The organism is Veillonella parvula (assembly GCF_032472435.1).
In the GTDB taxonomy this organism is placed as follows: domain Bacteria; phylum Bacillota; class Negativicutes; order Veillonellales; family Veillonellaceae; genus Veillonella; species Veillonella parvula_N.
In genome coordinates this window covers 39992-52525 of sequence record NZ_JAWEGM010000004.1, presented here as the reverse complement: position 1 = coordinate 52525, position 12534 = coordinate 39992, and the positions used below count along the sequence as shown (strand labels likewise).

Genomic DNA, 12534 nt, shown 5'->3' with positions numbered 1-12534 from the left:
GCGACTAACCTTTTTTCGTTCCCTAGCCTTTAAGCTTCATCGCTATATAAAAAAGCTAGTACCATTAGTTTGTCATTTGAATTGTTGTTAGTGTTTAGAGAGTTTAGGAGGCGCCTATGGGCAAACGCTTTGTCAAACAATTGGGGCAATTTATTGTTACCTTGTTTGGCATCACATTTTTGACATTTTGTCTCACCTATTTAGCACCAGGTGACCCAGTAACGATGTTACTTGAAACGGCAGATACTATCGTATCTCAGGAGCTTATCGATGAAACTCGAGCTCAGCTTGGGTTAGATAAACCATTTGTAGTACAGTATGCAAACTGGGTCGTCAATGCCGCACAAGGTGATTTAGGGATGAGTTATTCTGCTAAAAAACCAGTAGTAGATCGTATGTTGGAGGCTTTACCAGGTACATTAATGTTAGCGGGTACGGCTTTAGTATTTACGCTGCTCTATGCATTGCCTGCAGGTATTATAAGCGCCTTAAATCGTAACAAATGGGTTGATTATGTGTTGAGATTTCTATCCTTCGTAGGCGTATCTATGCCTACGTTCTGGTTAGGTCTTGTACTGATTTACATCTTCGGTCTTAAATTGGGCCTTGTACCGATTGCATCCTCTCGAGTGACTGCGTCTGGTGTTATTTTGCCCGCTATTACTTTGGCAGTTGTTGTTGGGTCTAAATACATGCGTCAAGTGCGGCTCGTTATCCTTGAGGAAATGCAAAAGGATTATGTTATTGGCGCTCGTGCTCGCGGTGTTAGTGAGATAAAAATTTTATTCGGTCATATTTTACCTAATGCGGTGTTACCACTCATCACTATTCTTGGTGTTGTTATTGGTTGGTTACTAGGTGGTGTGGCAGTCGTAGAAATGGTATTCTCTTGGCCGGGACTTGGGAATATGGCAATTTATGCTATTACTATGCGCGATTATCCATTGATTGAAGGTTTTGTGTTGTGGGTTGCTTTAGCATATATGTGTATTAACGCATTGGTTGATGCATCATATATCTTATTAGACCCTAGATTGAAAAGGGAGAGAGCATAATGGCAGAATTTATTCAAAAACATAAATTGTTCTCTTTCTATAGTGGGTTGATGATTATCATTGTTCTCATCGCTATCTTTGCACCCTGGCTTGCACCGGGCGATGCTTTCACCTCAAATATAAATCAGGCATTGCAAGCACCAAGCAGCCAACATTGGTTTGGTACAGATAAATTAGGACGTGATGTATTATCTCGTATCATTTATGGTACTCAATTATCCTTGTTCATGGGCGTATCCATCGTCGTTATCATGGTGAGCATTGGTACTATCATCGGTGCTATAGCAGGATATTTTGGCGGCAAAGTCGAAATGGTCCTCATGCGCCTAGCTGATATTATGTTATCATTCCCTGGTATCGTATTGGCTATTGCTATTGCTGGTATTCTAGGTGGTAGCATTGTAAATACGATTTTAGCCTTATCTGTTGTAGGTTGGGCAAAATATGCTCGTATTGTACGTTCTATGACGCTCAAGGTGCGCGGTGAGGAATATGTAACGGCTGCTGTTATGATGGGCGCATCTACGACGGCCATCATCAGACGTCATATCATTCCTAATATTATGCCTCTCGTTATTACAACAGGTGCATTAGATATCGGGGCTATCATGATTGAGGTAGCAGGTTTATCCTTCCTTGGCTTTGGTGCTCAGCCACCGACTCCAGAATGGGGTCTTATGCTTAACGAGGGTCGCCAGTACTTGCAAACGAGTCCATGGCTCATGGCATTCCCTGGTATGTCCATCCTTATCGTGGTTGCTATTTTTAATCTTTGGTCCGATTCCTTACGTGATGTAGTGGATCCTAAAAACCAAGGATAATATAGTATATCTATTCATGTTTTGAAAGCTTTTGGTGGTAATTTCTCTTGTAAAAGCTTCTATGTGAATAGGTATAAATAATGGTTTTTCCATCACTGACTATTTTGGATTATCATAGTCTTGATGTTTAAATGTTTTTATGTTTTGTATGTAATTGTACAAGGAGATTTTACATGAAAAAATCTTGGAAAAAGGCCCTTTTAGCAGGTCTTAGTATTGTAATGATGGGTTCCTTCATAGCTGGTTGTGGGTCTGATAATAATGGTGCTGCTAACAAAGATGTATTAAAAGTAGGCGTTACTAACTTCGCATCCACATTAGAACCTACAGAAAACTTCTTCGCATGGGTTGTAATGCGCTATGGTGTAGGTGAAACATTGGCTAAGTTTGACGAACAAATGAAACCTCAACCATGGATTGCATCTAAATGGGAAGTATCCCCAGATCATAAAACGTGGACTTTCACAATCAATGATAAGGTGAAATTCTCCAATGGTAAAAAAGTTGATGCAGCAGCTGTAAAGGCGTCTATTGAACGTGCTTTTGCAAAGTCTAATCGTGCGAAAACATTCTTCGAATATGACTCTATGGAAGCTAATGGTCAACAATTAGTTATTCATACAACAAAAGAATATCCTAATATGCCTGGCCTTTTAGCGGATCCGTTGTTCCTAATCGTTGACGTTCAAGCTGAAAAAGATGGCCGTAACTTTGCGAAGGAAGGTCCTATCGGTACAGGCCCATATGTAGTTAAATCCTTCACTAAAGAACGTGCTGAAATGGCTGCGAACGAAAACTACTGGGATGGTACAGTACCATTTAAAACTGTAGAAATTCCTTCCATCGATGACCCTAATACGCGTGCTTTGAGCTTACAATCTGGCGACGTAGATATGGCTGTTAACATCGGTCCTGGTGAAATTGGTTTATTCCAAGGCAATGATAAATTCAAAGTAGATGAAATCGCATCTCTTCGTGTCGTATTGGCCCGTATTAATCAAAAAGGTATTCTTGGGGATGACAAAGTTCGTGCTGCAGTTATCTCTGCAACAGACCGTAAAAACTATGCTGATGTATTGTTAAAAGGTACATTTATTCCTGGTTCTGCTCCAATTCCACCATCCATGGACTATGGCTTCAACGATTTGAAAGATCCTAATGCGTATAATCCTGAACGTTCTAAACAATTGTTGGCTGAAGATGGTTGGAAAGATACTGATGGCGATGGGATCCTTGATAAAGATGGCAAACCATTAACATTCAACTTCATAGTATATAACTCTCGTGCAGAATTACCACTTTATGCAGAAGCTGTTCAAGCAGACCTTAAAAAGGTTGGCATCGATATGAAAATCAAAACAGTTGACTATAACTTGATCGATAAAATGGGTCAAGACGGCGACTATGATATGCTTATCTCCAACATTGTAACAGCTAATACAGGTGATCCAATCTGGTTCTTGGCTAACTATTGGCACACTAACAACAATGGCTCCAACCCTCAAAATGGTTCTGGTTACTCCAATCCACAAGTTGACCAATTGTTAGATGCAGCTGAAACTGAATTCGACCCAGCAAAACGTCGTGATTACGCAATGCAAATTCAACAATTGTTGATGAATGATGGTGCTGCATTATTCTTAGGCTATCCTAAAACTAATATCGTTACAGGTTCTTACTTGAAAGGTGCTGTAATGTACCCAAGTGATTACTACTGGATTACTAACAAAATTACAAAATAGTGAGGAGCTATAATGGCAGAAAACATACTAACTGTAGAAAACCTTAACATTGCGTACCAAGGTGTGCCTGCTGTTATGGATGTGAACTTTACCTTGGAACGCGGTAAGGTATTAACCATTGTAGGTGAGTCCGGATCCGGTAAAACTACTGTAATCCGGGCCCTCATGGGTTTATTATCTGTAGGTGGTGAGGTTACAGACGGTACAATGATCTTTAACGGTCACAACCTTCGTACCCTATCTAAGTCAGAATGGAGAGCCATACGTGGTAAAGATATGGCTATGATTTTCCAAGATAGTGGTAGTGCATTAGATCCAATTGTTCGCATTGGTAAACAATTTAGAGAATTGTTTACATCTCATATTGAAATCACTAATGATGAATGTGATCGACGAGCAATTGAGTTATTAGAATCTGTATCTCTTCCTAATGGAGCGGATATATTGCGCCGTTATCCACACGAATTATCTGGTGGTCAACGTCAACGTGTTGGTATTGCTATGGCGTTAGCATTGGACCCAGCATTACTCATCGGTGACGAACCGACATCTGCACTCGATGTAACAACACAATCTCAAGTGGTTATGCAAATGCTTGAACTAGCTAAAGAGCATAACTCCGCAATCGTAATGGTAACCCATAATCTTGGTGTAGCGGCGTATATGTCAGACTACATTATCGTTATGAAAAAGGGCCGTGTCGTAGATGCAGGTACTCCTAAAGACATTTTGGAAAATCCATCTAATGAATATACGAAACAATTAAAAGAGGCTGTACCAACATTGGGAGGAGGTCGTTACATTGACTAACTACGCAGTAGAATTAAAAAATGTATGTAAACGATTCCCACTTCCCACTGGTGGTGAACTCGAAGCATGTAAGGATATTAATATAACTCTCGAAAAAGGTCAGTCCCTTGGTATTGTAGGTGAATCTGGCTCTGGGAAAACAACATTGGTTCGTATGATCATGAAAATGCTTCCTATTACGGAAGGCGAGATTTATGTAGATGGTGTAGAGATTCAACATATGAATTCTGAACAAACGAAAGAATATCGTAAAAAGATTCAAATGGTATTCCAAGATCCATCTGCAGCTTTTAACCCACGTATGAAGGTTAAAGATATCATTCTTGAGCCACTTTATAATTTTGGTCTTCTTGAAAAGGGAAAAGAAGAGCAAATCGCAGGTGACTACCTGGAAATGGTAGATTTACCTCGTGAGTTTATGCATCGCTATCCTCATGAAATGTCTGGTGGTCAACGCCAACGTGTTGCCATTGCTCGTGCTATCGTTTTAGAGCCCGAAATCCTCGTGTTAGACGAGGCTACTAGTGCCCTAGATGTATCTGTACAAGACTCCATTGCGTACCTTTTGGCGCGTTTACAAAAAAAGAAAAATTTAACATACCTATTTATTGCTCATGATATTGCCTTTATTCGTACGATGTGCCACAAGGTGGTCGTAATGTACAAAGGTGCTATCGTTGAAGAACTAGATGCTTTCCACTTGGCGGATGCAAAACATCCATATACAAAGGTTTTATTGAGCTCTATCTTTGAAATTGGTCAAGATCATAAGCCGCTTACCTTGGATGAGGCTGCATTAGAAGCTTAATAGGAAAATTTACTTTCAAAATTTCAAAAGTATAAATTTGAAATGTAGAGAGTTACATCGGATAGGTAAACTTAAAATAGCAGTTAGTTTCAAGACTAACTGCTATTTTTATGCATAGTTAAGATATGAAATTTTTTAATAGATATATTGAAATGTTTCTCAAATTATACATTGTGTTAACACCTAATATATAGTATAGTTGACTGTATAAAATATACCCCTATGGGTATAACAAGATATGCTCATATGAAGTGATGTACATAGATTCTCTTTATATTAACTATTGTAAAAGCAGGTTATATTTACTAGATTATGTTAATGCAAAAAATAGTGAGTATCTGAGTATAAATAGATAGTTAATGTGTGTAGAAAGGTTAGGTGTATAAATGAAAGGATTACGCAAGGCTTTACTAATTGGTATGACCCTTGGTGTGACTATGCTCGGAACTGTTGGTTGTATGAATCAAGATTCTGCTTCATCTAATGATGTATTAAAGGTAGGGGCTATTAGTTTTGCTGGCACATTAGAACCAACGGAAAATTATTTTAGTTGGGCCGTTGTACGATTTGGTATAGGTGAAACGCTTATCAAGTTTGATGATCAAATGAAAGCAACGCCTTGGCTTGCCACCTCTTGGAAGCAAGGTGATGACAAGTTAACATGGACTTTCACCATCAATGATAAAGTTAAATTCTCAAATGGTAATAGTTTGACAGCTGAGGCGGTAAAAGCATCTTTAGAACGAACTTTTGCTAAAAGTAAACGAGCAAAAACGTTCTTTAACTATACAGAAATTACTGCTAACGGTCAGGAGTTGACCATCAAGACTGACAAGGAATATTATAACTTGCCCAACTTGTTAGGAGATCCATTGTTTTTGATTATGGATGTGACAGCAGAGGCGAATGGTCGTGATATTGCAAAGGAAGGTCCTATTGGTACTGGTCCATATGTAGTATCCTCTTTCACAAAAGAGCGTGCTGAACTAAAACGTAATGATAATTACTGGGATGGTAAAGCAGGCTTTGCCAAGGTTGAGATTCCTTCCATTAATGATGCGAATACGCGTGCTATGGCATTACAATCTGGTGATGTAGATATGGCTATTAGCATTGGACCTGGTGAATATAGTATCTTCCAAAATGATAAGAACTTCACTATCTATGAAATGTCTTCCTTGCGTGATGTATTTGTTCGTATGGGGCAAAAGGGGAAACTACGAAATCCAAATCTTCGTGCAGCCCTCATTGCAGCGGCAGACCGCGAGTCTTATGCGAAAAATCTCATGAAAGATACGTTCGTAGCTGGTAAGGCTCCATTGCCACCATCCATCGATTATGGCTTTAACCAATTACGCGATCCTAATAAATATAATGTAGAGCGCGCTAAAGAATTACTTAAACAGGAAGGCTATGAAGATACGAATGGTGATGGCATTGTTGATAAAGATGGTGAAAATCTAGTACTTGATTTTTATGCCTATACAACTCGTCCTGAATTGCCATTATATGCGGAAGCATTGCAAGCGGACTACAAAAAAATCGGTGTAGATTTACGAATTAAAATCGTAGATTATGCGGTTATCGACACATTATCTCAATCTGGTGATTATGATATGATTATCTCCAGTGTTGTAACCGCTAATACGGGTCAACCAGTATGGTTCTTGAAACAATATTGGGGTACAGGCGTTGAAACTAATGGCTCTGGCTTCTCTAATCCTCGTTTCGATGAATTGTTGGCTCTTGGTGAAAGCAGTAGTGATCCAGTGGTACGTCGTAATGCGGTTATCAATGCACAGCAACTGATGTTAGATAACGCTGTAGCATTATTCCTTGGGTATCCTAAAATTAATATTGTAGGTAATAAACATATTGATGGTATTAAGATAACACCGTCTGAATACTATATCATTACAAAAGATTTGAAACGTAAATAATAGAATCTAATTAACTAGTACTTATGCTACTATTGGGGCTATTACATAAAGCAGTAAAGCTATATATTATGTAATAGCCCTTTTTGTACCTTTAATACTTTATTTAATAAGTATCTTGAAAACTTAACGATTCAAGTTGGCTATGATTCTATAAATAGTTCTCATTTGTAAGGATAAATACTATAGATTATAGTATTTAGTATTGATATATTTATATATCAATATTTTTTGGAGAAATTAAACATATAGTTGGAGGTTGACATGAGGTTAAAAAAGTATTCATTATTGGGGATGTGTATTCTATTGGCGGGTACTCTAATATTTTCTGGATGTGGAAAAGACACCAATAAGGACACATTAAAAGTAGGAGCTATGTCTTATGCAGAGACTTTAGAACCTACTGAGAATTACTTTAGTTGGGGAATTGTGCGATATGGTATAGGGGAGAATCTTGTTAAATTTGATGACTCTATGAAACCACAACCATGGATTGCTTCTTCTTGGTCAGTAGGAGATGATTATAAGACTTGGACTTTTGTTATTAATGATAAGGTCAAGTTTTCTAATGGACGTAAGGTTACGGCACAAGCTGTTAAGGAATCGCTTGAACGTGCATTCCAAAAGAGTAAACGTGCAAAATCCTTTTTTTCTTATGACTTAATGGAAGCAAATGGACAGACTTTAACTATTCGTACTGATAAGGTATATCCCAATTTGCCTGGATTATTAGGTGATCCTTTATTCTTGATTGTAGACGTTCAATCAGAACGTGATGGACGTGATTTTAGTAAAGAGGGACCTATTGCGACGGGTCCATATGTGCCTATATCTTTTACTAAAGATCGTATTGAGTTAGATAGAAATGAAAATTATTGGGACGGTGATGTTGGGTTTAAACATGTAGTTGTGGACTCTATTAATGATGTGAATACTCGTGCCATGGCATTACAAGCTGGCGATATTGATATGGCCGTTAATATTGCTGCCGGTGAGTATGGATTATTTAAAGATAGTAATGACTATATCATTGAAGAAACTCCTTCATTGCGTGTTGTTATGGTTCGTATGAACCACAATGGATACTTGAATGATATTAATGTAAGACGTGCTTTAGTGGCGGGAGCAGATCGTGAGAATTATGCAAAAAAACTATTTAAAGATACTTTTGTAGCGGGGAGAACTCCGTTGCCACCAAGTTTAAATTATGGATATAACGACATTAAAATTCCTGAAACGTATAATGTAGAACGTGCAAAAGCTTTATTGGCACAGTCTGGATGGGTAGATACTGATGGAGATGGTTATGTAGATAAGGATGGCAAGAAATTACGCCTTAATTTCTATACCTACACATCTAGACCTGAGGTTATCTTATATGCAGAAGCATTGCAGGTTGATTATAAAAAAATTGGTATAGATGTTAATGTAGAGATTGTTGATTCTAGTGTAGTTGATAAGGTAACACGTTCTGGTGAATATGACTTGGCAATAACTAGTGTGTCAACTGCTAGCACTGGTAGTCCTGTATGGTTCTTAAAACAATATTGGGGTACAAATATTGATGGTTCTAATCCAACCAATGTGTCTGGTTTTAGTAATCCTAAATATGATGAACTACTTGCTTTGGCAGAAACAACTATAGATGATACACAACGTTATAATGCCATTGTGGAAGCCCAAGAAATATTGTTAGATGATAGTGCATCATTATTCTTAGGGTATCCAAAAATTAATATGATTTGTAAAAGCTATATAAAGGGGCTTAAGATTTCGCCAAGTGAATATTACATCATTACGAAAGACTTGAAAAGAGAATAAAGGTTGTTGCTTACATAAAAATAAAAGGACTAGCTCGCATGGGCTAGTCCTTTGTGTTATCTAAATATTATTTTTTTTCTGTTACATCTAAGTCTGCCATGTTAACTGCATTGGCCTTGCCAATCATTTTATTATACTTGGTAAATAATTGCGTATAAGCTTCGCCATAAGATGAGTTGATAATAATGTAGTTGCGTGCCTCTGCAACAAATTCTTTTACTGAGTCTTGATACTCTCTTACCGCATTTTGTACTTCTGGTGTAGTACCAGGTTGTAATTTATTGAGGCGTTGTGTAATTTGTTGTAAGTTTGATTCTACCTTTTGGGTGTCTGTATTCCCATCTGGATCAATAAGGTCAATAGTTTGTGCTGTTATGAGATTTATCTCTATAAAGTTAACCGCATTTTCCCGTTTTTCTCCCTGATACTCAGTCATGCGTTCGTTATAAAGCTCATTATTACGATTATCTAAAGCTAAGTCTAATGCATTATATGTAGCGTAGAACTGTTCTGCTAAAGGTACATATTGAGCTGCTAGCTCATCGCTACCTTTATAATTATCCTTTTCATAACGACGTTCCACATAGTAAGATTGCAACTGATCAGCAATAGGAATAATTTGATCAAGTACTACGAGGACATCATTTGTTGCTTGGTTTACATCTTCGTAGGGCGTAGAACTATCTTGTTTTGCTACCTCTAATGCAGCTTTAAGTTCCTTATATTTAGGTAAGGTAATCGTCGTATTATGAGACCCATTGCGCAACTCTTCAAGAGTTGGCTGTAATTGGCTAGCATAGGCTACACTGTAGGAGTTATATGCATCTAATGCAACAATATAAGGTCGTATGGCGTTGATTTTATCGTCAACGGTTGATCGATATAAAATTGTCGTTGTATTGGATGATAAGAGTGTATACACCCCATAGATCCCACCACCGATAATAGCAGCACCGAGCACAATGGCTGCTATTAACTTGATGTACCCCTTTTTCAACTGCGCACGCTCCTTGAAAACACACTAACTCTTTTGGATCCATTTGGACAGACTAATGTCCTAAGAGTAATTATTTACATTATATCACAACTTTACGTGGCAAAAAAGACGTATAGATACGATAATTATAAGGAATAGATGAAAATGTTAGATTTGGACATGTATTTATATTTATAATTAGCGATTAAACGATGAATGAGGCTGTAAGCTGTTATAAAAATATACTTTTAAAAGTAAAACTATATACTCTCTAGACGTTGCAGCTGCGGCTGGTATAATAGCAAGTATAGTATTCATTATATGGGGAGTTCGTTATGTCAGAATCGAATCATTTAATCAATTTTGCTACATCTTCGGAACTTATTGCTAATGGGGAAGGGCGTAATGTATTATCTGCTATTGAAGATGGATTACGCAATTGTGATGAGTTTTTAATATCAGTAGCATTTAATTGTATATCCCGTTGTAGTCGTATATAATAATATTATCAGATTTGTATTTTTCGATATAATCAAAGAAAGGAGTACAACATGTCAAATTTTATCACTCCTAAAGAATTATTAGCTTGTCTCGATGAGGTCATCATTTTAGATGCTCGAGGGTATCAAGATTATAAAAAAGGCCATATTAAGGGGGCTTATGCGGTAGATTTAGATAAGGATTTGACTGGTCCTTTAGGTGAGCATGGTGGTCGTCACCCATTGCCAGATATGGAACAGTTGGCTCATACCTTTGAGTCTTATGGCATCACTCGTAATTCAAAGGTTGTAGTATATGATTCTTGGCTATTCTTAGCGGGCCGACTTTGGTGGACGCTACGTTACATGGGCTTAACAGATGTACGCGTTTTGTCTGGTGGTATTGAACGTTGGGTTCGAGAGGGCCATCTCCTAACTAAAGAGCCGACCCCGTTACCTGCTGAACCATCTATCTTTAACTACGAGTTGCAAACGGATATGGTTATGAGTCGCGATGAGGTGCTCAAGGCTAGTGAAAGCGGAGATCATGTTATTATTGATGCTCGTGCGCCATTCCGTTATGATGGATCTCAAGTGGATACGATGGATGGAATGACAGGACATATTCCTGGGGCTGTTAATCATTTTTATGAAAGTGGCTATACCGTAGATGGTCCTAAATCCTTGAAAGATTTAGAGGCTGAGTATTACAACGAAATCTACCAAAATAGGCCAGTTGTAACGTACTGTGGGTCTGGTGTGACTGCCTGCAATGCGTTGTTAACCATGAGTGAAGTAGGCCTTGAATCTGCTTTATATGTTGGTAGTTCTAGTGACTGGGTAACGTATGAAGGTTTTCCTCTTAGCACAGGTGTAGAAACATTAAACTAACATAGGAGGACGAATGAATTTATTAAAACAATTATTAACAGTCGTTGCCTTTGGTTATTTGTGTTATCACATCTATACCTTCGGACCAGGTATGTTTAATGTAACTGTATTAGTAATCCTTGTCTTGTCGGCGGTGGCTAACTATTTTCGTGAGAAACGTGAAAGCGATCTTAAAGCAAATGAAAATGCCCGCAAGGCTCGTGCAGAAGCAAGACATGCTAAGAAACATAAAAAGCAGTAGTATTGCTAACATATAATCCTTAGATTAGCTTACATTAAGCAAAAACTTGACGTATATTTTATGTGAAAGAGACTTTCACCAATTTAAATACGGTGAATATTATTAGATTGATGCGACGTATTGTAAAGGAGTAAGAATTGAAATTAATTTCTTGGAATGTAAACGGTCTACGCGCCGCTGTAACAAAGGGATTTATGGAATCCTTTAACGAATTAGATGCTGATATTTTCTGCCTGCAAGAAACAAAATTGCAACCTGATCAAATTTCTTTGGAATTGCCAGGGTATGAGCAATATTGGAATAGTGCAGTTAAGAAGGGCTATAGTGGTACGGCTGTATTCACGCGTATTAAGCCATTGTCCGTAACTAATGGCATCGGTATTGAAGAACACGATCAAGAGGGCCGTGTTATCACTGCTGAATACGATAATTTCTATTTGGTATGCTGTTATACACCGAATAGCCAACGTGAATTAGCTCGCCTTGATTATCGTATGACTTGGGAAGATGCATTCCGCAATTATCTACTTGAATTAGATAAGAAAAAGCCTGTCATTCTATGTGGTGATCTCAATGTAGCACACCAAGAAATTGACCTAAAAAATCCTAAGACGAACCGTAAAAATGCAGGCTTCTCCGATGAAGAGCGTGCAAAGATGACAGAACTCTTAGGGGCAGGCTTTACAGATACATTCCGTCACCTCTATCCAGATGCTATTGAGCAATACAGCTGGTGGTCCTATATGGGGAAAGCTCGTGAACGGAATACAGGATGGAGAATTGACTATTTCATCACATCCAAACGCCTTGATGATAAAATCCAAGAAGCGAAGATTCATCAACAAATCTTTGGCTCTGATCACTGTCCAGTAGAATTGGTTATTGATCTATAAAATTTTAGTGAATATAAAAGTACAGCCTCATCTACGGATGAGGCTGTTGTGATAGAAAAG

At 38.0% G+C, this 12534-nt stretch carries 12 protein-coding genes; 11 read left to right on the top strand and 1 reads right to left on the bottom strand.

From position 1 onward, the window contains the following. Window positions 1-116: 116 nt before the first annotated feature. The 7 genes from nikB to E7A03_RS06485 all read left to right on the top strand — a co-directional run bounded on the left by nikB (window position 117) and on the right by E7A03_RS06485 (window position 8994). Window positions 117-1055, top strand: a complete 939-nt coding sequence (gene nikB / locus E7A03_RS06515; protein WP_004697516.1) for a nickel ABC transporter permease — start codon at window positions 117-119, stop codon at window positions 1053-1055. Continuing rightward, on the top strand, window positions 1055-1876 hold the full coding sequence (gene nikC / locus E7A03_RS06510; RefSeq protein WP_021148552.1) for a nickel transporter permease: 822 nt from the start codon (window positions 1055-1057) through the stop codon (window positions 1874-1876). Before nikB ends, nikC begins: the two co-directional genes overlap by 1 nt. Before the next feature lie 173 nt (window positions 1877-2049). Further along, window positions 2050-3618 carry an ABC transporter substrate-binding protein gene (locus E7A03_RS06505; RefSeq protein WP_004697531.1) on the top strand — a complete coding sequence of 523 codons (1569 nt, stop codon included), beginning with the start codon at window positions 2050-2052 and terminating at the stop codon, window positions 3616-3618. Window positions 3619-3630: 12 nt separating this feature from the next. Then, window positions 3631-4428, top strand: a complete 798-nt coding sequence (locus tag E7A03_RS06500; protein ID WP_187002389.1) for an ABC transporter ATP-binding protein — start codon at window positions 3631-3633, stop codon at window positions 4426-4428. Further along, entirely contained in the window at window positions 4421-5236 is an 816-nt protein-coding gene (locus E7A03_RS06495; RefSeq protein WP_101928478.1) for an ABC transporter ATP-binding protein, read from the top strand. The genes E7A03_RS06500 and E7A03_RS06495 overlap by 8 nt, the downstream gene beginning before the upstream one ends. A 386-nt stretch (window positions 5237-5622) precedes the next feature. Continuing rightward, entirely contained in the window at window positions 5623-7176 is a 1554-nt protein-coding gene (locus tag E7A03_RS06490; protein WP_316073881.1) for an ABC transporter substrate-binding protein, read from the top strand. Window positions 7177-7437: 261 nt separating this feature from the next. Next, window positions 7438-8994, top strand: coding sequence for an ABC transporter substrate-binding protein (locus E7A03_RS06485; protein ID WP_316073880.1), 1557 nt, complete (start codon window positions 7438-7440; stop codon window positions 8992-8994). Window positions 8995-9061: 67 nt separating this feature from the next. Here the strand turns inward: E7A03_RS06485 and E7A03_RS06480 are convergent, their stop codons facing one another. Then, the gene (locus E7A03_RS06480; RefSeq protein ID WP_004695044.1) at window positions 9062-9991 is read right to left on the bottom strand and encodes a DUF3829 domain-containing protein; all 930 of its coding nucleotides are present in this window, start codon (window positions 9989-9991) and stop codon (window positions 9062-9064) included. Window positions 9992-10305: 314 nt separating this feature from the next. Here E7A03_RS06480 and E7A03_RS06475 point away from each other — a divergent pair, with 314 nt between their 5' ends. From E7A03_RS06475 to E7A03_RS06460, 4 genes are all read left to right on the top strand, one after another. Beyond that, window positions 10306-10470 carry a hypothetical protein gene (locus E7A03_RS06475; protein ID WP_278457207.1) on the top strand — a complete coding sequence of 55 codons (165 nt, stop codon included), beginning with the start codon at window positions 10306-10308 and terminating at the stop codon, window positions 10468-10470. A 51-nt stretch (window positions 10471-10521) separates the two neighbouring features. Then, on the top strand, window positions 10522-11340 hold the full coding sequence (locus E7A03_RS06470) for a sulfurtransferase (protein ID WP_024061590.1): 819 nt from the start codon (window positions 10522-10524) through the stop codon (window positions 11338-11340). A gap of 13 nt (window positions 11341-11353) precedes the next feature. After that, entirely contained in the window at window positions 11354-11581 is a 228-nt protein-coding gene (locus E7A03_RS06465) for a hypothetical protein (RefSeq protein WP_008602417.1), read from the top strand. Between the two features lie 137 nt (window positions 11582-11718). Further along, complete coding sequence (locus E7A03_RS06460) at window positions 11719-12474, top strand: exodeoxyribonuclease III (protein WP_004695049.1); 756 nt, start codon at window positions 11719-11721, stop codon at window positions 12472-12474. Window positions 12475-12534 lie beyond the last annotated feature (60 nt).

Bases quoted from the DNA above. Each gene is read 5' to 3' on its own strand.
- nikC (WP_021148552.1), top strand. From the start codon at position 1,055: ATGGCAGAATTTATTCAAAAACATAAATTGTTCTCTTTCTATAGTGGG.
- nikB (WP_004697516.1), top strand. From the start codon at position 117: ATGGGCAAACGCTTTGTCAAACAATTGGGGCAATTTATTGTTACCTTG.
- E7A03_RS06475 (WP_278457207.1), top strand. From the start codon at position 10,306: ATGTCAGAATCGAATCATTTAATCAATTTTGCTACATCTTCGGAACTT.
- E7A03_RS06470 (WP_024061590.1), top strand. From the start codon at position 10,522: ATGTCAAATTTTATCACTCCTAAAGAATTATTAGCTTGTCTCGATGAG.
- E7A03_RS06490 (WP_316073881.1), top strand. From the start codon at position 5,623: ATGAAAGGATTACGCAAGGCTTTACTAATTGGTATGACCCTTGGTGTG.
- E7A03_RS06465 (WP_008602417.1), top strand. From the start codon at position 11,354: ATGAATTTATTAAAACAATTATTAACAGTCGTTGCCTTTGGTTATTTG.
- E7A03_RS06485 (WP_316073880.1), top strand. From the start codon at position 7,438: ATGAGGTTAAAAAAGTATTCATTATTGGGGATGTGTATTCTATTGGCG.
- E7A03_RS06500 (WP_187002389.1), top strand. From the start codon at position 3,631: ATGGCAGAAAACATACTAACTGTAGAAAACCTTAACATTGCGTACCAA.
- E7A03_RS06505 (WP_004697531.1), top strand. From the start codon at position 2,050: ATGAAAAAATCTTGGAAAAAGGCCCTTTTAGCAGGTCTTAGTATTGTA.